This window comes from Coleofasciculus sp. FACHB-1120, assembly GCF_014698845.1.
GTDB lineage: Bacteria > Cyanobacteriota > Cyanobacteriia > Cyanobacteriales > FACHB-T130 > FACHB-T130.
Genome location: NZ_JACJTV010000005.1, coordinates 153,862 through 177,112, shown reverse-complemented (window position 1 = coordinate 177,112; position 23,251 = coordinate 153,862). Strand labels below are relative to the sequence as shown.

Below are 23,251 nucleotides of genomic sequence, written 5' to 3'. Positions count from 1 at the left end.
TTACTCTCCCTTTTTTGATTGATTATGGGAACCGCGCCGAGCCGTTCTGGAAATTGGCTGAATCGCCGCTTCCTGAGCATCAACGTTACTTTCTTTAGTATGGGAAATGCTTTCAGCAAGTCCAGCAATTGTTGGCAATTCAAATAGATTTCGCAAAGGAATTTCTACTTGAAATGTGCGACGAACCTTAGAAATCAGTTGAGTTGCTACTAAAGAATTACCGCCTAACTCAAAGAAGTTGTCGTGAATGCCTACCCGCTCAAGGTCGAGAACTTCAGTCCAAAGTTGCGCTAGCTTTTCTTCAACCGGATTCCGGGGAGCTATATAAGCAACTGCCGATGAAGATAGATTTTCCGGTGCAGGTAATGCTCGACGCTCGATTTTGCCATTTGCAGTTAAAGGTAAAGCCTCTAAAAACATGAAGGCAGATGGCACCATATAACTCGGCAGTTTCTGCTTCAAGAAGTCGCGTAGATCGTGAATGCCGGGTGCTTGTTCTTTCGGCACAATGTAAGCGACTAAACGCTTGTCACCTGAGTTATCCTCCCGCAACAAAACCACTGTTTCTCGAATAGCCGGGTGCTGCATCAGCGCTGCTTCAATTTCTCCCAGTTCGATGCGAAAACCCCGCAGTTTTATCTGATTGTCAATTCTGCCGAGAAACTCAATATTGCCATCAGGTAGATAACGCGCCAAATCTCCAGTTTTGTATAGGCGACTCTCCCCCAAAGAGTCCCCTGCTAAGGAAGGGGGCTGAATCGTTAGGTTTTTAAACGGATTAGGAATAAACTTCTCTTGTGTCAAATCAGGACGATTGAGATAGCCTCGCGCTAAGCCAACGCCGCCGATGTGGAGTTCCCCAGCCACACTTACGGGGACAGGTTGCAGGCGGCGATCGAGGATATAAAGTTGAGTATTGGCGATCGCGCGACCAATCGGAACGATAGGGAGTTCGCTGTCCCGTTGACAAGCCCAATACGTGACATCAATGGCTGCTTCCGTTGGGCCATAAAGATTGTGTAATTGAGCGTCCAACCGCTCAAAAAAGCGTTGCTGGAGTTCGTATGGTAGAGCCTCACCGCTACAAATCACTCGTTTGAGACATTGACATTTTTCTAATTCCGGTTCTTCTAGGAAAACCTGAAGCATTGGCGGCACAAAATGAATGGTAGTGATTTGCTCTTGGGCAATCAGCTCCACTAAATAAGCGCTATCTTGATGTCCTCCTGGTTTAGCGACAACCAGACGAGAACCAGTTATCAAAGGCCAAAAGAATTCCCATACAGAAACATCAAAGCTGAAGGGCGTTTTCTGTAAAACTCGGTCAGTTTGTGTTAGTTGATAAGTATCTTGCATCCACAGTAAGCGATTGCAGATACCGCGATGGGTATTCATGGCCCCTTTAGGAGTTCCTGTTGAACCAGAGGTGTAAATAACGTAGGCTAAATTTTCCGCACTCACGCTGCTTGAAGGATTTTCTAAGCTTTCTTGGGAAATAATTTCCCAATCTGCATCCAGACACACAATTTTTGTTTTGTGTTTGGGAAGATTTTCAACTAAATGCTGTTGAGTTAACAGCACGGTTACTTGAGAATCTGACAGCATGAAAGCTAGACGTTCTGGAGGATAGGATGGATCGAGAGGAACATAAGCTCCACCCGCTTTCAGAATGCCAAGTAATCCCACCACCATTTCTAGGGAACGTTCCATACAAATACCAACCAAAACTTCTGGTTTTACGCCTAGCTTTTGCAAGCGATGCGCTACTTGGTTGGCTTGTTGATTTAATTCTTGATAAGTTAATTGTTTGCCTTCAAAGACAACAGCAACAGCATCTGGTGTTTTCTCTACCTGAGCAGCAATTAATTGATGGAGACACGCCTCTTTCGGGTAATAAACCTGAGTGTCGTTCCATTCTACGAGTAACTGATGTTGTTCTGGTTCAGAAAGTAGAGTGGATAACTCATAACGTGCTGAAGGTTGGCTTGCCATGACTTCAAGAGTCTTAGCGTAATATCCCCTAATCGCCTCTCTTTCTTGTAGAGAAAATGATGCTTGATATTCCAGTTTGACTTGAACGCGATCGCTTACTGGATTCAAAACAAAATTAGCAATTAAAGCAAAATTTGTCTCTTCAAAGAACGCTGCATCTACTATGTCAATATTTTCCAACCCCAAAACACTTTCATAAATATGAAAATGAGTGAAGTTAAAAGCCGTTTCAAAAAGCAATTCTCTATTTAGAACAGTCTGCAATTCTGGCAGAGGATAGCGACGGAAAGGGAGCAACTCCCGCTCAGAGGCAAAGGTTTGTTTTACCAAATCTATCCAGGTTCCTCCTGGCAATTCTTGGCAAAATGGTAGCGTGTTCAAGAAAAGTCCTAGAACCTTTTCCCCATCTTTTTTTTCTAGTCTGCCATTGGAGACTAATCCAGTTAAAACGGCTGATTGACCGCTCAACAAACTTAATACTCGCAGATGTGCTGCAAGTAGAATACTTTTTAGGGGAACGCCTGCGGATTCAGCGAGTTGCTTTAAACTTGCGGAAGTCTCAGAAGAGAGGAAAATTTCCTCCGCGCAAGATTTCTTTCGATGCGTTTCTTCAGCGGAAGGAAACCAGCGAGGCAGTTTAGTAATCGTGCTGTCTTTTAACTTTTCGCTCCAAAAGTGGCGACATTCCTCGGACGCGATCGCTTCCCGTTCTAAAGATACAAAGTCTCGAAAATGACTAACGGGTGATGGCAAAACTGCCAGCGTTTCTTTGCCTTCCAGCAAAGCAGAATACTGTTGAAACAACTCAGAGAATAACGAAGCGACACTCCAACCATCGAGAATAGCATGGTGGAAGCTGAGAGTAAGTTGAAAGGTTGCCTCACTGCGGCGATGTACGTGAAATTTCAGTAGCGGCGGACGAGTCCAATCAAAGTTTCGGCTTTTTTCGATTTCAAACCAGTGAGTGAGTGCATCTGCTTGTTCAGAATGACGCCAATCCTCTACTTGCAGAGGAACTTCAACTGTCTGATGAACAAGTTGCAGAGGTTCTTTGAAAGTAGTTAAGTCGAAGCAGGTGCGTAACACTGCATGACGACTGATTAGATATTTAATAGCTGTTCTTAATGCTTCGAGGTTAAAAGTTGCTTGCACCTGGAAGCTTACAATGTCGTGATAAACTGATGTTTCTGGGCTGTATTCGGTATGGAACAGCATCCCCGCTTGCAACTTGGTGAGGGGATAGGCGTCCTCGATTTCATTGGGTAATTTTTGACGATCTGCTTCGGGAATTAAGCTAAAGGGTGCGACAGGTGCAGTCTTTTCAATTTCACTTGCTTCTAGATGTGGTGCGAGTTCGGAAATCGTCTGATATTGAAAGAGTTGTTGTAGCGAGAAATTTAAGCCTCGGTTTTGCACAAGCGATCGCACTTGTATACTCCGAATCGAATCACCACCCAAAGCAAAGAAGTTGTCGTGGATGCCAACTTGCTCCAGGTTGAGAACTTCGCGCCAAATTTCCGCTAACACCTGCTCTGCGGGCGTTCTAGGTGCCACAAACGCATCGTCTAAGTTGGGTCTGGATACCCCCGGAGAAGGCAATCCTTGCCGATCTACCTTGCCGTTGGGAGTAAGCGGTAAAGACTCCAAAGTCACAAAGGCAGATGGGATCGAATACTCTGGCAGTTTCTGTTGTAAGTAAGAGCGCAATTCGCTAACGGTGGGGATTGCTGCTGAGTTGGGAACCAGATAAGCCACCAATTTAGCTCCCTCATCTTCCCGAATTAGCACCACCACGTCTCGAATTTGCGGGTGCTGTGCTAGCACCGACTCTATTTCTTCTAGTTCAATCCGAAAGCCTCTGAGCTTGATTTGGCGATCGCATCTTCCCAGATATTCAATCGTTCCATCAGCTCGGTAACGCGCTAAATCCCCCGTTTTATAGAGGCGAGACCTCTCCCCCAACCCCTCTCCTGCTAGGAGAGGGGAGCCGGACTCCCCCTTCCCTCGCAGGGAAGGGGGTTGGGGGGTTAGGTTCTCAAACGGATTGGGAATAAACTTCTCTGCTGTCAATTCTGGACGATTTAAATACCCTCGCGCCACTCCCGCACCGCCGATATGTAGCTCACCAATTACGCCAATCGGGACAGGTTGCAGATGCCGATCCAAAATATAAAGTTGCGTATTGGCAATTGGACGACCAATGGGAATCGAGCCAGATTGATGCTTGCCTAAAGGAACTTGATAAATACAGCAACCAACAACCGTTTCTGTCGGGCCATATTCATTTACCAACACAGTATCCGGAGCAAATTTTTGCCAAAATGCAGTGCTTTGAGCTAAAAGATTTTCGCCGCCAATAATAAAGGCTTTAGTTCGACCCGCCACTTCTTCAGGTGCTAACTGATGACGCAGCAAATCCAACTGAGCAGGGGTAATTTTAACCAAACTAAAGTCCTCACCCTGACGCAGCGCAATACTCAACGCTTCGATACCCTGCGCTTCAGACAGCAAGACTACCCGATTCCCCACTAATAAAGGTGAAAATAACCCGGTAATCGTCATATCGAAGCTCAGGGAAGAGTGAACCGGAGCGCCTTTTCCGGCTTCGACGGCGTAAGCTTGCGAACACCAACTTAAGTAATTAACCAGTCCTCGATGGAGAATTAATGTTCCTTTTGGCTTACCCGTGGAACCGGAAGTATAGATGACGTAAGCGAGGTTATCAGCGTTAACTTCACTGGCGGGACTGGCTATACTTTCTTGGGCAATGCAATCCCAATCTGTATCTAAACAAATAACTTTAGCGGTGTGGTGAGGTAACTTTTCGACCAAATGCTGTTGAGTTAACAACACGGGCATCTGAGCGTCTGACAGCATGAAAGATAGGCGCTCTTGGGGATAGGAGGGGTCTAACGGCACGTAAGCACCCCCTGCCTTGAGAATGCCGATAAGTCCGACCATCATCTCCAAAGAGCGTTCTACACTGATGCCAACCAGAGACTCGGTTGATATCCTCTGTTTTTGCAGGTAATGCGCTAGTTGGTTTGCACGTTCATTTAGCTGTTTGTAGGTGAGGTGTTGGTTCTCAAAGACGATAGCAACAGCATCCGGTGTTTTCTCGACCTGCTGTTCAAACAACTGATGAAAGCAGCTATCAGCGGGGTAATCAGTTTGAGTCTGATTCCACTCCACTAACAACTGATATCTTTCAGCCTCTGTCAATAACGGCAAATCCGACAAACGGCAATCGGGATTCGCCACAATGCCTTCTAGCAGCGTTTGAAAATGCCCCAGCATCCGAGTAATTGTGGTCGCATCGAATAAGTCAGTGTTGTACTCCAACGACCCTGTCAGTCCTTGCTCGGTATCCGTTATCTCTAGCGTCAAATCAAACATGGCGGTGCTAGTTTCCACCTCCACCAGACTCAAATTCAGACCTGGTAACTGCAACGCTGTTTTGGGGGCAGTGTGGAGGGCAAACATCACCTGGAACAGGGGTGTATAACTGCGATCGCGACTTGGTTGTAGTTCCTCTACCAGCCTTTCAAAGGGCAGATCCTGGTGAGCATAAGCTTGTAGCGCCGCTTCTCGCACCCTCGCCAGCAATTCTCGAAAACTTATGTTTTCAGACAGCAGCGTGCGTAAAACTAACGTGTTGACAAAAAACCCAATCAGCGGCTCGGTTTCCCTCTGAGTACGATTGGTCATGGGAGTCCCAATCGAGATATCTTGCTGCCCCGTATAGCGGTAAAGCAGCGTGTTAAAAGCCGCTAATAGCGTCATAAACAGCGTGCTTTCTGACTGCTGACTCAACGCCCTCAGCGATGAGGCAAGCGGTTGAGAAATGGTGAAAAATTGCCTCGCGCCCCTAAAACTATTAACAGTTGGTCGCGGTCTATCTGTAGGCAGTTCCAAAATTGGGGAAGCACCCGTTAATTGTTGCTTCCAATAGTTAAGCTGAGTTTCGAGAACTTCTCCCACAAGCCACTGTCGTTGCCATGCAGCAAAGTCGGCATACTGAATCGGAAGCTCAGGCAATGATGAAGGTTTGCCTTGACAATTTGCTTCATACAATGATGCTAATTCTTGAATAATCACACCACGAGACCACCCATCCGAAACAATGTGGTGCATGGTGAACAACATCAAGTGTTCTGTCTCACTCATCTGCAACAGCTTCACTCGCAGCAGTGGTTCTTGTGATAGGTCAAAAGGACGTTGAGTTTCTTCTTTTTTTGCCTCTTGCAACAACTGCTGTCGCTTGCTTTCAGGCAACCTCCGCAAATCGATTACGGGTAGATTTAACGTCAAATCTGAAAATTTTTCCTGTACGGGTTGCCCTTCCACCTCAATAAAACGGGTTTGCAGAACTTCGTGTCGTTGCCGAATTTGATTCAGGCTTTGTTCCAGTGCTTTTACATTTAAAATTCCCGTCAATCGTATGGCGATAGGGATGTTGTAAATAGGACTATCTGGCTCTAGCTGATGAATTATCCACAACCGTTGCTGATGAAAAGACAAAGGCAACGAGCCGGAATTTTTTCGTTGAGAAATGGCTTGAGTTTTAACAGTATTCAATCCTTTTTGCTTGAGTCGCAGTTCCAGTAACGCCCGTTGTTCCGGAGATAAAGCAGCAATTCTTTGAGAAATATTATTCATCATCGATCACCCAAAAAAGCTTAGCGCTGAGTACTGCCCAACTGATTGTTTAACTTGATACTCTTCTTTTAAATCTTTCAATTTATACAAGCTTGTCATTACCGAATCAAAATCTAAACCGAAATCAATCAGACAAGCGATTTCATCTACGCCAATTTCTTTTTGGTGTTCAATCGTTTGGCGGCAGGTTTCTAAAGTTCCAATCATCACCCGTCCTTGGAAATAGCGCTCAAAAGCAAACGCTAAAAGGCTATGGCGATCGTCTTCACTAAAATTTTCTGGATTGAATTGAAAATCGCTTCTCTTTGCTAAGTTTTCAACTAATCCAAAATGCGTTCTTAGGTAGTTACAAAAAGGCTCTTTTACTTTCTGCTTAACTTGCTCTTTATCTTCTCCAATAAAAGTATGCAACATTAGGGCTACTTTTCCAGACTTTGGATCGTGACCATGTTTAACTAAAGAGTCACGATAAAGAGATATTTGTTGAGCTAAATCATCGGTCGTTTCATATAAAAGAGAAGTTAAGACATTAGCGCCTATTTTGCCTGCTCCAATAAATGTATTATCTGATTGGCAGGTAATCCAAGTTGATAATTTAGATTGGATTGGTTTCGGAAATGTATTTACTTTGACATTATTTCCAGTAGCATTTCGGAATTCAACTGCCTCACCTTGCCAGAGTTTCTGTACTGTTTCAATACCTTGCCACATGACTTCTTTGCGATCGCTATAATTTTCTGGAGACAGCAAAAAATCATCGGCGTGCCAACCAGGGGCAAAAGAGAGACTGACCCTGCCGTTAGAAAGATTATCAACGACAGCCCATTCTTCAGCGACTCGCACAGGATGCTGTAAGGGTACAACGACACTGCCAGACCGTAGCTGAATTTTCTCAGTGACCATTGCCAGCGCCGCACTAATTACGGATGGATTAGGATACAGCCCCCCGAACGGGTGAAAATGACGTTCGGGAGTCCATACTGCCGAGAAATCATATCGGTCAGCAAACTTAGCTGTTTCTAGTAATAGATGATATTTATCTGACTGGGTTGTTGACCCATCCCCAGAGAAATATAGCAGGCTGAATTCCATAATGATTCGCTGGAAATTAGAAACGGTAATTGGCAGTAAAATCGGATATGTTGATGCTTTCTTCGTCAGAGAAAGGTGTGAAGGTCTAGTCTCTTGGGTGACTAATGAAAGCTTGATTGCGATTCTTTAGCAACCAGTGCTTGTATTTCATCCAACGAAAGATATTCTATCTCTGATAACATCTGCTCAATCTCGGCAATTTGTTCGGGTTTAGGCTGTTTTTCAGCAATTACAGTCGCGAGTTCAGCGACTGTAGAAGCTTCAAAAAGCAGAGTACGCAGCGGTAATTCCACTTGGAAAGTTTCACGCAGCCGGGAAATCGTTTGTACAGCGAGTAAAGAGTGTCCACCCAACTCAAAGAAGTTGTCGTAAATTCCTACTTTTTCAAGTCCTATCAGTTCTTGCCAGATATTAGCGATACCTTGCTCAATCTCATTGCGAGGAGAAACATAGGCATTTGCTTGGAGAGGTCGGGGATGTCTAGTTGCCGATAATTGACTAGAATCATCTGATGTTTGAGCGTCATAAGTCGATAAAGAAAAGTTAGAAGCTTGCTCAATGGCATTGGATAAATCTTGCGTTGAAATGACCACTTGAGAAAGCGAATTCTCCAAAATTCTGCTTAAGACATCCACGGCTTCTGCGGATAATATGCCATTTTTTAGACTTTCTTCGCGCCACTTTTTGAGCTTTTCAGGAACGGCAGTATTGACCGCCATGCCGACTTCTTGCAACGCATCCCAGTTAATTGAGATTGTGCGAGCATTAAAAGAATTGCGGTGAGCAAAGGCATCTAAAAAGGCATTGGCGGCACTATAGTCTACCTGTCCAAAACCGCCTTGGATTGAGCTAAGGGATGAACAGAGAACTACGAAGTCTAGATTGACATCTTTGAGAACCTCATTTAAGACCAAAGTTCCCATCACTTTAGGAGCAAAAACACTTTCAACAATTTCTGGGGTTTTGAGTTGAATCATGCCACCACCCGCAACTCCGGCGGCGTGAATAACCCCATGAATCTCACCAAAACGTTCTAGGGATTGCGCGATCGCATTCTGCATTTGTTCATCATTCGCAACATCGGCAGCGACTACCAGAACATCAGCGCCTAATGCTTCCAGTTCCTGCAATTTCTGAATCTTACGGCTGGTAGGATCGAGCGCATCATGGGTTGCTATCCATTGCTGCCACTGCTCTTTTTCTGGCAGTGCAGAACGTCCGATTAGAATCAACTTGGCTTGTACTGTCTTGGCGAGGTATTCGGCGAAGACTAAGCCCATCCCTCCCATGCCGCCTGTAATGAGATATACTCCCCCTTGTCGTAACCGGGTTGGGCTGGCTTTTTCTAGCGGGACTGGCTCAAATGTCTGAACCCAGCGATGATTGCCACGGTAGGCAATCATGGAGTCTGTTGACTCTAGCCTTAATTCTGCTAACAGTTGCTCTACTAAGTTGTTGGTTCCTGATTCTGAGAGCGCCACATCAACTTGACGACAATTGATGTGAGGATATTCTTGAGGAATGACTTTGCATGAACCGATGATGGTTGCTTTTTCAGGACACAATAGCTCGTCGCCAATAATGTCATATAGATTGTTACTGGCAACTAGAAGTTGAATGGAATTACTAACAGGTTGTTGTCCTAACGCTGGCGCTAAATAAATCAGGCTGTAGAAACCGAGATTTTGCGTGGTTTCAAAAGACTGAGGCGGTGATTGGGTGATACTCCAGAGATGCGCGATCGCATTCGGGGTTTTCCCTTGTTCCCGCACGGCTCGAATCAAGGCGTGATAGTTATCCTGGCAAGCCGGATTAATCGTGTAAGCGTTGCTATCAAGTTGCTTAAATTGCTCTCCAACCCGGACAGAAATCGCATCTTGTCCAGCTTGTTGCAATCTTTGGACGATTTGAGAACCGACCCCACACTCATCAACAAAAACCAGGTAACAAGCAGACGCAATCTCTCTGGTTTTGGCCAGGGGAATTTGCTTCCAGGAAGGAACATAAAACCAGTCAGTAATATCCGATTTCCCTGGCTTGCTTTCGCCTGTACTGGTAGCTGGAATTTGGGTTTCTGGGATTTGGGTTTGGGGTTCAATCCAGTAACGCTGACGTTCAAACGGGTAAGTCGGTAAAGGTACGCGGTGACGTTGTTCGCCAGCATAAAAACCAGACCAATTCACCGAAACTCCTGCTAGCCAAAGCCGCCCTAAGATATTGAGTAAAAAGGCGATATCTGAATTTTGCTCCTGGGGATGGCGTAACGAAGGCAATACTACTTGCCCTATGGCTTCATGAGAATGCTGTTTGGCAAAGGTACATAAACTACGCCCCGCACCAACTTCTAAGAGGATGCGATTTGGCTGTTGCAGTAATGTCGAGATTCCCTCGGAAAAGCGTACTGTTTGCCGTAGATGCGTTGCCCAATAACCGGGATTTGTGGCTTCTGCTGCTGTAATCCAGGTTCCCGTAACGTTGGAGATAAACGGAATCTGAGGTGGATTCAGTTTTACTTTTTTCACTTCCTCAATGAATGGCTCCAAGATAGAATCCATCATCTGAGAATGAAAGGCATGAGAAGTATGCAAACGCCGACACTCGACCCCTTTAGCCATGAGTTGCGCTTCAATTGCGTCTACAGCGTCAAGGGTTCCCGAAACGACGCATAAGGAAGGTGCGTTACTGGCGGCTAAAGATAATTTCTCATTCAGCAGGCTTTTAACCTCCGCTTCTGGCAAGGAAACGGCAAGCATCGCCCCGGCTGGCATTTGCTGCATCAGTCGCCCACGAATCGCCACCAAAGCTAAAGCGTCTTCAACAGACATGACACCCGCAAGGCAAGCCGCCACATATTCGCCAATGCTGTGACCCAGCATCGCTTGGGGAGAAATGCCCCAGGACATCCACAACTGAGCTAAGGCATACTCGATCGCAAATAACGCAGGTTGGGCAAAGCAAGTTTGTTTGAGTTTTTCTGCGGCTGCTTCCGGATTCGCCTGGTTGGGATAAAGTAGCGATCGCAAATCCATCCCGATATGAGGTTGAAGAAGGGCAGCGCAACGGTCTATTTGTTCGCTAAATATCGGCTCAGTCTGGTACAGTTCCCGCCCCATATCCACATACTGCGCTCCCTGTCCGGGAAACAGGAAGGCGATGGAGCGCTCAGTAGGCTCTTGGAAGTGAGTTAAAACTTTTTGAGGATGAGGGGTTTCCAATTGGGTTGCCAACTCCTCAACCGTCTGGCAAACCAAGATCCGGCGATGTTCAAAAGCCCGACGACCTACTTGCAGGGTGTAAGCAACATCCGCCAACTGAAGATCGGGATGCTGCTTGAGGTGAGATACCAAATTTGCCGTAGCCGTCTCCAGTGCCGATTCCGTTTTGGCGGAAAGCACCAATAATTGCCAGGGACGAGAAGAACCAGATGCTTTTACGGTTGGCGCTTCTTCGAGAACCACATGGGCATTGGTGCCACCAATGCCCAAAGAACTGACTCCGGCACGCCGCGGGGTTGAATTTGCCTTCCATTCCGCCAGCTGGGTATTGACGTAAAAAGGACTATTGGCAAAATCAATCTCAGGATTTGGCTGTTGAAAATTCAAGCTGGGTGGAATCAACTTATGTTTCAGCGCCAAAACCGTCTTAATGAGTCCCGTGACTCCCGCTGCTGCATCCAGATGACCGATATTGGTTTTGACGGAACCGATTGCACAAAAGCCTTTTTTCTCGGTATTGGCACCAAAAACATTAGAAAGCGCGGTAATTTCAATCGGATCGCCTAATCTGGTTCCAGTTCCGTGAGTTTCGATATAGGTGACAGTTTCCGGATCGACTCCAGCTAGCGCCAGTGCTTCTGCGATCGCGTCTGCTTGTCCGTTGACACTGGGTGCTGTATACCCGACTTTCTCAGAACCATCGTTATTAATCGCCGAACCTTTAATGACCGCATGAATGCAGTCGCCATCTGCGATCGCATCCTCTAATCTTTTTAAAACAACCACTCCCACACCATTACCAATAATGGTTCCCTGTGCATCAGCATCAAAGGCGCGGCAATGACCATCCGGAGATAAAATTCCCCCTTCTTGATACAAATAACCTGTCTTTTGCGGCACCCGAATCGAAACTCCACCCGCCAATGCCATATCGCATTGGTAATTTAATAAACTTTGGCAAGCCAGAGTTGTCGCCACTAATGAAGTAGAACAAGCCGTTTGAACGGTCAGGCTTGGCCCTTTGAGATTTAATTTGTAAGAAACGCGAGTTGTGAGGAAATCTTTATCGTTGCCAATCAACTTTTGGAAACTGTCCGCCGAGCCAATTTGGTCGCGATTTAAATTAAAAGATAAATAATTATTTAGACTGGCACCTGCATAAACGCCAATGCGACTTTCACATCTTTGAGTGTCGTAACCAGCATTTTCCAGCGCTTCCCAAGCACACTCTAAAAATATCCGGTGTTGCGGGTCGGTCATTTCCGCTTCTTTGGGGTTAAAGCCAAAGAAAGAAGCGTCAAAAAACTCGACATCTTCTAATACGGCACCAGCTTTTACATGATTGGGATTTTCGAGTAAACCTGGAGCGATTCCAGAAGCTGTTAATTCTTCATTGGTGAAGACCGAAATTGATTCGACTCCATCGCGTAAATTTTGCCAAAATTCTTCGACATTATTCTTAGCACCGGGAAAGCGTCCGCTCATACCGATAATGGCAATGCCTTCCAGAGAATCGTAATTTGTAGCGCTATCCATAAATCTTTCTACCTTGCTTGCTCAATAATTCTTTTTGGCGATTGATAGCCTCTATTTGCTTTCGAGCGCGCTGGACACTATCGCGTCTAACTTCGCGATCGCGCATCTCTTCAAAAGCAGGCTGTTGTTGGCTTAAATATTGCGCCAGCGAATAAATAGTTGGGTTTTGAAATAAAGTAACGACTGATATCTCTCGGTTAAAAACTGCCCGCAGTTTGTGATTCACCTGAAGCATCAGTAATGAATGTCCCCCGATATCAAAGAAATTATCGTGAATCCCGACTTTCTCTAAGTTCAGTACCGTTTGCCAAACAGTCGCAATTGTTTTTTCTATCTCCGATTGGGGAGGTTGATAAACTGCTAACTCTAAACGCTGATTTTCCGGAACAGGTAAGGCGCGACGATTGACTTTTCCATTGGGTGTCAGCGGCAAAGCTTCTAGGAATACGAAAGCCGAAGGCACCATGTATTCAGGAAGAGTTTGTTTTAAGCGATCGCGCAATTCATTAATCGAAACTTCAGCATCCTGATTCGGAACGATATAAGCAACTAATCGGCGATTGTTGGGCATATCTTCCCTAGCAATGACCACCGTTTCTCGCACCTGTGGATGTTGTCCCAACACCGCCTCAATTTCGCCCAATTCGATTCGGAAACCTCGGATTTTTACTTGGTGGTCAATTCTTCCCAGAAATTCAATATTTCCATCTGGCAAATAGCGGGCTAAATCTCCAGTTTTGTAAAGGCGGCTCTCCCCCAACCCCTCCCCTGTTAGGGGAGGGGAGTAATTCTCCCCCTGCCCTAACAGGGAAGGGGGCTGGGGGGTTAGGTCTTTCAAAGGATTCTCAATAAACCTTTCTTGGGTTAACTCTGGTCGATTTAGATAACCTCTAGCCAAACCAAAACCGCCAATATGCAACTCTCCCGGAACGCCAATCGGGACAGGTTGTAAATGTGAATCTAAGAGATATATTTGTGTATTGGCAATCGGGCGACCGATGGGAACAATTCGCCGTTGACTGTTCCGCTGACAAGCCCAAAAAGTAACATCAATTGCGGCTTCTGTCGGTCCGTAGAGATTATGTAATTCTACTGCATCCAGACGCGCAAAAAAGCGTTCTTGTAAATCAAAAGGCAGGGCTTCGCCGCTACCAAATACTCGCTTGAGACTGTTACATTTTTCTAGCCCCGGCTCCTCTAAAAATACTTGCAGCATTGAGGGCACGAAATGCAGTGTCGTGATTCTTTGCTGGGCAATCAGTTGGGCTAAATAACCGCTATCTTGATGACCACCGGGCTTAGCTAAAACGAGACTTGCACCTGTTAACAAAGGCAAGAAAAATTCCCAAACTGATACATCAAAGCCGAAGGGAGTCTTTTGTAAAACTCGGTCGGTTGTTGTTAATTGGTAGGTATCTTGCATCCAGAGCAAGCGATTGTTTAACCCCAGGTGGGTATTCATCGCTCCCTTGGGATTTCCTGTGGAACCAGAGGTATAAATTACATAAGCCAGGTTCTCTGGTGTAGCAGATGAAATAGGATTTTCTGTACCCTCTTGGGTAATTGCTTCCCAGTCAGTATCTAAACAGATAATCGCTTGATGTTGCGGTAATTGATTAACCAAATATTGTTGAGTTAGCAGCAGTGACACTTGGGCATCTGCCAACATGAACGCTAAGCGCTCTTTCGGATACGTGGGGTCTAAAGGTACATAAGCGCCACCCGCTTTTAAAATGCCTAAAAGAGCGACTACCATTTCCAGCGATCGCTCCATACAGATGCCAACGAGAACATCTGGCTGCACGCCCATCTGTTGCAGGTGGTGCGCTAACTGGTTCGCTCGGTTATTTAACTCGCGGTAAGTTAGAGACTCAATGAATCCCGACGCTACATTGTCGAAGATTAATGCGATCGCATCTGGTGTTTTTTCTACCTGCTGCTCAAATAATTGATGGATACACTTGTGGGGGTAATCAACTTGAGTGTCATTCCACTCCACCAGCAAAGTATGACGCTCAGATGCAGTTAATAGCGGTAAATCTGATAAACGCTGTTCTGGATCGGCAATAATTCCTTCTAGTAAGGTTTGGAAATGCCCTAACATCCGGGTGATGGTGTCCGCATTAAATAGATCGGTGTTATATTCCAGCGTCCCAATCAATCCCTGTTCGGTATCCATCATCGATAGGAATAAATCGAACTTTGCGGTTCCACTCTCAATTTCCGCAGTTTTTAAAGTTAACTCTGGTAACGAAACCGTCGATAATGCGGAATTCTGGAGGACGAACATTACCTGAAATATCGGGTTATAACTCAGATCCCGACTTGACTGTAATTCCACCAGCTTCTCGAAAGGCAAATCTTGGTGAACATAGGCATCAATTGCCATCTTTCGCACTCGCACCAATAATTCTTTAAAGGTGGGATTTCCCGCCAAATCGGTACGCAACACTAAGGTATTGACAAAGCACCCAATTAAGGATTCCAGCTCAGCGCGATCGCGGTTGGCAATCGGCGAACCGACTAAAATGTCCTCTTGTCCTGAATAACGGTAAAGCAACGTCTGAAACGCCGCCAACAAGGTCATAAATAAGGTGACACCCTCCTGCTGACCTAGCATTTTGATTGCCTCAGTCAATGCTTTGGGCAGCACTAACGTTTGCTGCGCCCCCCGAAAAGTCTGAATTGGCGATCGCGCCCGGTCAGTCGGCAACTCTAATACAGGAAGTTCTCCCCCTAACTGCTGCTTCCAATAATTCAGATGGCTTTCTAGCCTCTCGTCGGAAAACCACCGTCGTTGCCAATCGACATAATCAACATATTGAATGGGAAGTTCAGCGAGTGGCGAAGGCTTTCCGGTCGAGAAAGCTTCGTAAAGTGCTGTCAATTCTCGGACGAAAACCTTAACCGACCAACCATCAGCAACAATGTGGTGCAGCGTCAGCAGCAGCATCGACTCTTCTGCGGTTAGATGCAGCAGTTTTGCCCGGAATAACGGTGGTTGTGCCAAGTTGAAGGGCGTTTGAGCCTCTGCGATCGCGAATTGTTGCGCTTGCGCTTGTCTCTCAGCATCGGGCAATTGCCGCAGATCCACCTCTGGTAAATTTAAGGTGACGTAGCTTTCCCCAGAAATCGCTTGCACGGGTTCGCCCTCCACTACGGCAAAGCTTGTCCGCAAGATTTCGTGTCGCCGGATAATTTCGTGAATACTGCGAACCAGCACTGGCACATCCAACCGTCCCGTCAGGCGAACCGCAATGGGAATGTTGTAAGCCGGAGTTCCTGGTTGCAGTTGATTGACAAACCACAATCTAGCTTGAGAAAAAGAAAGTGGATACTCGTCAGTAGTTTTCTCAACTCTGCACAAAGGTATTGACGCAGACGGAATCGCCTGAGTAAGTTGGTCGAGTATCTGCGTTGCCAGTTGGGTAATGCTAACCCCCTCGAACAAATCCGCAATCGATACAGCTACCCCCAAATCAACCTCGATCCGATTCTTCAACTCGAAAACCATCAACGAGTCGAGACCAAAACGGCTCAAAGGCTGCTCAATACTAATATTTCCTCTGTGATTCTTCTTCTGCGTCCTCTGCGGTTCGTTCCCGAAATCTAATTCAAACGACGCAACACCCAGCACCCGCGCCACTTGCCTTTGCAGATAAGCCTCTAATCGCTGCTGACGTTCTTCCGACTCAACAGCCAGCAACTCCTCGCGGGTGAGAGCATCTTCATTTTCGACAGGATAGGAATTCTCTAAAATACTGCTACCAATAACATCCAATTCACCTGCAAGATACTCCGCACGAGTAGCGCGGCGTTGAATCTTCCCGCTAGAAGTCTTGGGAATGCTGCCACCTTTAATCAGAACTACCGCATAAACTTGTATCTCATGTTCTTCTGCAACTGCCTGACGAATGGCGGCGGTGACTTCCTCAACATTCGGTTTCGAGCGAAATTCCACCTCTTGCACCACGACCAGCCGTTCTTCATTGCCGACTTCTACCACAAAAGCCGCACCACTGCCAGAACGTAATCCTGGCTGGCTGCATTCTGCCGTTCGTTCGATGTCTTGCGGATAGAGGTTTCGACCCCGGATGATAATTAAATCTTTGGCTCGACCTGTGATGAACAGTTCCCCATTGTGCAAAAAGCCCAAGTCGCCTGTTCTTAAAAAAGGCTTTTCGTCTGTATCTACCAGGTAGGCGTGGAAGGTTTGCGCCGTTTCCTCTGGTCGATTCCAATAACCGTGACCTACACTAGGGCCTGAAACCCAAATTTCACCAATTTCATCTGGCGCACATCGGGTTAAAGTTTCAGGATTAGCGATCGCAATCTGCTGTTCTGGTAAGGTGTTCCCGCAACCGACCAGAGGCTGGGAATTGTCGTCATCATCCGCATCAATGACTTGATTGCGTTCTAATGCCGTTTTTTGAACGGTTTTCGTTACCGCAACTGCTGCCTTAACGCCACCAGAAACGATTAGGGTTGCCTCCGCCATCCCGTAACAGGGATAAAAAGCGGTTTTTAAAAAGCCGCAGGAAGCAAAGGCATCTGCAAACCGCTCTAAAGTCTCTTGGCGAATCGGTTCTGCACCGTTAAAAGCGACACTCCATCTGCTTAAATCAAGGGTTTCTTTTTGCTCAGGTGTAATTTTCTGAACGCACAGTTCATAAGCAAAATTCGGGCCACCGCTGGTAGTCCCTTGGTAGTCAGAAATCGCTTTCAGCCAGCGATACGGACTCAACAGAAAAGACGCGGGGGACATTAAGTGGCAAGGAAACCCGCCATACAAGGGTTGCAGGACGCCACCAATCAGTCCCATGTCATGGTAAATCGGTAGCCAGGAGACAAATTTGCTGCTGGGCGAATGTTCCATGAGTCGGTAAGTCATGGCGGCATTGTGCAGCAGGTTGCCATGACTGAGCATGACTCCTTTCGGTGTCCCTGTAGAACCGGAGGTGTATTGCAGAAACGCTAATGTGTCTTGATGAATGCTTGGCGGTTCCCAATTCTCTTCGATACCGTTGGCAATGTTGTCTGTGGTGAGCCAATTTAAAGCATCTGAGTCAGTTTTTTGAGCCAGAAGCGATCGCACTTTCGCAAAAATCGCCGTTGTGGTGAGTGCGATTTTCGCCTGTGCATCTTGCAAAATTGCTTGAATTCTCGGCGTGTTGCGTTGGTTGCGAGGTGGATAAGCGGGAACTGCGATCGCTCCTGCATACAAACAACCGAAAAATGCCGCTAGATAATCCAAACCCGGTGGATAAAGCAATAAAGCTCGTTCGCCACTTAACCCCAGCGCTTGCAGCCGGGATGCGATCGCTCTACTGCGCCGATCCAACTCTCGATAAGTCAGGTTCTCGCCTAGTGTTTCCCCATCCTGCAAGAAGGTAAACGCCAGTTTTTCCGGTTCGTTTACGGCTCTGTAGCGCAGAATGTCTGCTAAAGTGGCAATTTTCTTGGGCGGGTTTTCTGGAAAATCTTGGCAAAAATTGACCATGTTACTTTTTCTGCTTTTTCAACCCTGACTTTTTCAACCCTGAACGATTGAATCCGACCACAAAGTTCAAACTATCCCGTCAAACTCTCTCGTCAAAGATTCGCATTGCCGAACGGAAACCGCCCATCTCAAGCTCCAAACCGGGTGGTTGGATTAAAAACTGAGCGCTTCATCTGTATTTGCTGTTAAATCGACGTTTTTGGGAGTTTTAGGAACCCTCGGCAGAGCAAAAACCTTCACAAATCCTGGTGTTGGCGTTCCAGCCAACGCTCCTCTGCAAGAGGTTTTTTAGCGGTAATTTTTTTCTGCTATTGACATTCATTTTTAATAAGCTTGGATAACCTTAGTACAAAGGTTGCAAGTTTGGCAAGTAGCAATCGCAATTATTTTTCAAAAAAGATTTTTGACCTTCGGTTCTCTGAAGTTGGGGAAAGCATGACTTAAACTAGCCTGAAGCTCACCCCCAGAGGCTTGTACAGTCAATTCTCACCTCTGACCCACCCTGCCCCTACAAGGCTACGGTGTACACACAAGTCTTCTTGAACTTGCAAGTCCCGCTTCGCTGCCCCCAACCCCTTAAAAAGGGAAAATAAACTCAAAATCTCGCTTTTTTCTGGCGTAGCGGTGCGATAGCGCGGGGATTTAGGGGAGCAATCAACTTCTTTCCACTTAGCCAAAGTTAGCCAAAGAATGTATGTATGCCCAAGTGACTTCTTTTGCTCAAAGCGCTCCCAGACCTAACCCCCAGCCCCTTCCCTCCCAGGAAAGGGGTTGGGGATTTGGGCGAATCGCGTGCAAATTTTTCTGGACGCTGAATCGGGTATTTTAATAAAAAACTGACATGAGTTCTCAATAGACTAAATTTTTTTATCCCCTTGACATTGCCAGATAAGACGTTATATGTTGCTGAGCTAGTGATAATAAATTTCAATAACTAACCCCACCAGGTAAAACTCACAACAAATTATGATGTCGCACGTAATCAAGCTATGAATGGGTTCTTTTGCGCCGAAGAGTCACGCCAAGCGGGAGAAGAGATTATCGGGTGTGCGACGAATCACAAAATTTATGTACTGATTGAATGTCCACCTCCTTGGACACCCAATGCACTGGATTCAAAATTCCTCCCGGCTAATTTAAAAGCTTTAAAAGAAGAAATTGATACAGAGGCACTTTCGGTTAGGTTTGTTTTGATTCATAGCAATCAACTTAAATGCGATCGCAACAAGCGCCTGATAATTTTTCGAGCAAAAACCGGACTTTCGGCAGGTTACACGAAGCAAGAATTTCTGGTTTCAGATATCAATGATATAGCTTCTTTGCTGAAGGACTGTTTAACAGGAAACACTCCAGAACAGGAGGCGATAAATATTCAAACCAGAGATATTTTAGTATGCACTCACGGTAGCCATGATAAATGTTGCGCTAAGTATGGCAATCCTTTTTACAAAGCTGCTTTAGCCACTGTCTCTGACTTATCACTCGATCGAGTCCGCGTTTGGCAAGCCAGTCATATTGGCGGTCATCGCTTTGCCCCTACTGCTATTGATTTTCCCGAGGGAAGATACTATGGCAGACTCAACCAAGAATCATTTGCCGCCATTCTGACAAGGACTGGTGACATTCAGTGCTTAAACCATGTCTATCGTGGTTGGGGGATTTTACCTTGGTCAGCTCAAATTTTAGAAAAAGAACTCATCCTGAAACATGGCTGGGATTGGTTTAATTATAAAGTCGGCTATCAGATAATTGACCAGAACGAAGATGAAAGTTTCAATCAAGTTGAAATAACTTTTGAAACCCCGAATGGAGCTTTGGGCAGTTATAGAGCAGAGATTGTTGAAGATAAAAACAAAACTCTTCATTTAAAAGGGGAGTGTGACGGGACTGAATCATATAAATTCACCCAATTTGATGTAAAAAATATGGTAATTATTCCGCAGTAAACACGAATTGATAAAAAAATGTCTCTAGCAATCCTAATTTATTCATGAAATATTGGATCTTTCTTCTCAGTCTTCCTTTTCGCTCTATAGCGCGAAGGCTCATGGCTTCGCTAGTGCGCCTTCGCGATTTATAAATTAAATCATAATTTAAATCGGACTTCTATAGTAGGAAACCCACATATGTATGGGTTACAAAGAAAGCTAACCCATCCAAAAAGTGATTAATTCCGCTTATTTAGTACGTTTTTGTGGTTAGTTAATGTTTTTATAGTTATATGTGGTTAATTAAAAAGACAGCTAATTTTTTAAATAGAATCTCGATTTACTTTCGGTGTTCTATCCTTCAATGCTATCCCATTTGGAAATTAGCAAAGAATTATAGTCAACGTAATGTCCGACTACTATTCATAACACTTCTGACAATTTGTATCGTCTCCGCCTGCGGGAGCAACGGCAGAAAAAGTGAGACAAATAACAGTATTAACGTTTCTCCTAATTTGCAATCTCAAGCTGTACGAGTAGTCAAGCACGCAATGGGAGAAACCAAGGTTCCTGTAAATCCGCAGCGAGTGATTGTGCTGGGAAACTTGGAGAACGTCTTAGCTTTAGGTATCAAGCCTGTAGGTGCCACAACCTTAGGCGATGGAAATTTTCCCTCTTATCTTCGGAATGAAACCGAAGAAGTTGCAAAACTTGGCATAAATGGACAACCAAGCATGGAGAAAATTTTACTTTTGAAGCCCGACTTGATTTTAGGTTGGTCTTGGGACGAAGGAATCTATGGCAAGCTATCAAAAATTGCCCCGACAGTTTTCGTTGAAGGTAGTATTACGTGGAAAGAGTGGCTGAGAACATTTGCCGAAGCGCTGGGTAAGACACAAGAAGCCGAAAAACTCTTAAGTAACTATAATCACCGCGTTGAAACGTTTAGAGAACAGATGGGCGATCGCCTCTCGCAAATCCAGGTATCGGTAGTTAATTTTTGGGCAGATCAAGTCCGCATTTACATGAAGCGCTCTTTCAGCGGACTCATCCTCAATGATATCGGTATGCCTCGTCCATCAGCACAGAATAAAGATAAAAACTCAGAGAATCTCTCCTTAGAACTCATTCCTAAAATGCAGGGCGATGCGATTTTCTTGGTACTCGGAGAAGGTGAAGAATCTAAGTTAACCCAATTCACAAATCATCCGCTTTGGTTCCAGTTGAATGCAGTGAAACAAAGTAAGGTTTACCAAGTAAATAACGATTCCTGGATTGGCAGTTGGGGGATTATCGGAGCCAATCGGGTTCTTGATGACTTGTTTAAATATCTCTTGACAGACCAATCAAGCGATCGCAAGGAATTGCCTACACTTGCCGTGACACAATCTTTCCATTCCTAATTGGGATTCAGCCAGAATCGCCGCAGGACGTAAACACCACATTCAGCCACAGGAGGGATATTACACTCGGATGGAAACCGCCTTAACCAAACTAATATGCGAACCTTCTTCATCATTTGGATCGGTCAGCTAGTCTCAACAATCGGTAGCTATATGACCAGTTTTGCCATCCAAATCTGGGTGTGGGAACTGACTGGTCAGGCGACAGCACTCGCTTTAGTGGGTTTCTTTACCTTAGTGCCGAGCATCTTAATTACACCCATTGCTGGGCTGATTGTAGACCGCTGGAACCGCAAATTTCTGATGATAATTGGCGACACAGTGACAGCTTTGTGTACCCTGGTAATTCTTTGGCTGTACCTGACCAACCATTTGCAAATCTGGCATCTTTATTTGAGTGGCGCGGTTAGCGGTGCTTTTAGCGAAATTCAAGCGCTGGCGTATTCAGTATCGATTGCGATGCTAGTGCCTAAACAGCATTACACTCGTGCTACCAGTCTGGATTCTGCAATTCATTACAGTTCGATTATTCTTGCTCCGGCGCTGGCGGGTGTACTTTACTACACGATTGGATTTGCCGGGATCTCGCTCATTGACATCGTTACATTTGCGATCGCGATCGGCACCGTTCTCAAGATCCATATCCCCCAACCCACGAGTAGCGAGACATCCCCCCAAGATAAAGGGATCTTCCAGCCGATTATCTTCGGCTTCCAATATATTCTGGCGCGTCCCGGTCTGTTCGCCATTATCGCCGTGGCATCTTTGTTCTGGTTTGCCCACGATTTGGGCGCTGCCTTGTATGCGCCGATGATTTTGGCACGCACGGGGAATGATGCCAGGGTGTTAGGCAGCATCGGTTCAGCAGCCGGATTCGGTGGGGTGACGGGAGCGTTTCTCTTGAGTGCCTGGGGCGGTTCTAAACGCCGTATCCACGGCTTTTTACTGGCAATGGTGGGGGCGGGTCTGAGTAAAACCGTGTTTGGTCTGGGTCAGACACTAATGATTTGGCTTCCTGCTCAGTTCTGCTCATCGCTCAATTTTCCCTTATTGAGCAGTTCCAACACAGCAATCTTGCTGAGCAAGGTAAAACCAGATGTCCAAGGACGGGTTTTCGCTGCCCGCTCGACGATTCAACAAATCGTTAGCGCGATCGCTCTTTTAATCGCTGGGCCACTTGCCGATCGTGTTTTTGAACCAGCGATGATGCCAGGAGGTGTTCTTGCACCCATCCTCGGCTCGCTATTCGGCACGGGATCGGGTGCAGGAATGGCGCTTTTGTATGTCATCACTTCCATCAGCTTATTGCTGATAGGTTTGGGTGGGTATGGCTTCCGTGTGTTGCGCGACGTGGAAATCAGCTTACCCGACCATGATGTTGAGCCAGATCGGTTGAGCCAGCTCGCCAAAGTTGAGGATTCCAGATAGTCCAGTTGAACGCTCTTGGGAAGCTGGTAGAACCACTGTCTTTATCCCTTCCTCTCGGTAGCTAATCAGTTTCGACCAGCACTGTAACCGCAGCAACCGCGATCAGCATTTCGTCATTCTTATCATTTAGCGAGGGAATTGCTCGACCTTGAACCACCATTCCGCCAGACTCAACGGTGAGAGTTTTGCGACCAAAAGGCAACACAGCTAATACTTCTGCTTCCCGCACTTGCTCTGGGTAAGGCACTGCTACCTGGACTTCTACGATCATTTGGTCGGGGTCGCTTAAACCTGCAACTTCCCAGACACCCGGCAAAGCATTGTGAGCGATCGCATTCCTGACCGCCCTGGCTGCGGCGACAGTTGGTTCCTGTCCGTGCTGATCGATTCCCATCCCCATCTCGATAATCAAGCGTTTACGTGCCACACTCACCTCATTTTTAACGTTAAAACTTAACTTAACCCGAATGGCACTGACATCAGAGCCTTGAGATAAAT

General features: G+C 46.0%; 8 protein-coding genes. 3 read left to right on the top strand and 5 right to left on the bottom strand.

The genetic code is table 11. The features are described 5' to 3' along the window. The 4 genes from H6H02_RS07665 to H6H02_RS07650 all read right to left on the bottom strand — a co-directional run bounded on the left by H6H02_RS07665 (position 1) and on the right by H6H02_RS07650 (position 17,994). Complete coding sequence (locus H6H02_RS07665; RefSeq protein ID WP_190816239.1) at positions 1–6,654, bottom strand: non-ribosomal peptide synthetase; 6,654 nt, start codon at positions 6,652–6,654, stop codon at positions 1–3. 3 nt (positions 6,655–6,657) lie between these two features. Continuing rightward, positions 6,658–7,743 (bottom strand): LLM class flavin-dependent oxidoreductase, encoded by a 1,086-nt coding sequence (locus H6H02_RS07660; protein ID WP_190816237.1) that lies wholly within the window; start codon positions 7,741–7,743, stop codon positions 6,658–6,660. A gap of 101 nt (positions 7,744–7,844) precedes the next feature. Continuing rightward, complete coding sequence (locus tag H6H02_RS07655; RefSeq protein ID WP_190816235.1) at positions 7,845–12,494, bottom strand: type I polyketide synthase; 4,650 nt, start codon at positions 12,492–12,494, stop codon at positions 7,845–7,847. Further along, positions 12,487–17,994, bottom strand: coding sequence for a non-ribosomal peptide synthetase (locus H6H02_RS07650; protein WP_190816233.1), 5,508 nt, complete (start codon positions 17,992–17,994; stop codon positions 12,487–12,489). The genes H6H02_RS07655 and H6H02_RS07650 overlap by 8 nt, the downstream gene beginning before the upstream one ends. A 989-nt stretch (positions 17,995–18,983) precedes the next feature. On the opposite strand from H6H02_RS07650, the gene H6H02_RS07645 reads away from it, so the two are divergent. The 3 genes from H6H02_RS07645 (at position 18,984) to H6H02_RS07635 (ending at position 22,753) form a co-directional block, all read left to right on the top strand. Continuing rightward, positions 18,984–19,940 carry a sucrase ferredoxin gene (locus tag H6H02_RS07645; RefSeq protein ID WP_190816231.1) on the top strand — a complete coding sequence of 319 codons (957 nt, stop codon included), beginning with the start codon at positions 18,984–18,986 and terminating at the stop codon, positions 19,938–19,940. Positions 19,941–20,473: 533 nt separating this feature from the next. Beyond that, on the top strand, positions 20,474–21,325 hold the full coding sequence (locus H6H02_RS07640; protein ID WP_199329052.1) for an iron-siderophore ABC transporter substrate-binding protein: 852 nt from the start codon (positions 20,474–20,476) through the stop codon (positions 21,323–21,325). A 96-nt stretch (positions 21,326–21,421) separates the two neighbouring features. Next, entirely contained in the window at positions 21,422–22,753 is a 1,332-nt protein-coding gene (locus H6H02_RS07635) for an MFS transporter (RefSeq protein ID WP_190816226.1), read from the top strand. A gap of 61 nt (positions 22,754–22,814) precedes the next feature. Here the strand turns inward: H6H02_RS07635 and H6H02_RS07630 are convergent, their stop codons facing one another. After that, a complete protein-coding gene (locus tag H6H02_RS07630; protein ID WP_190816392.1) occupies positions 22,815–23,180 on the bottom strand; it encodes a Lin0512 family protein in 366 nt (121 codons plus the stop codon). Between the last annotated feature and the right edge of the window lie 71 nt (positions 23,181–23,251).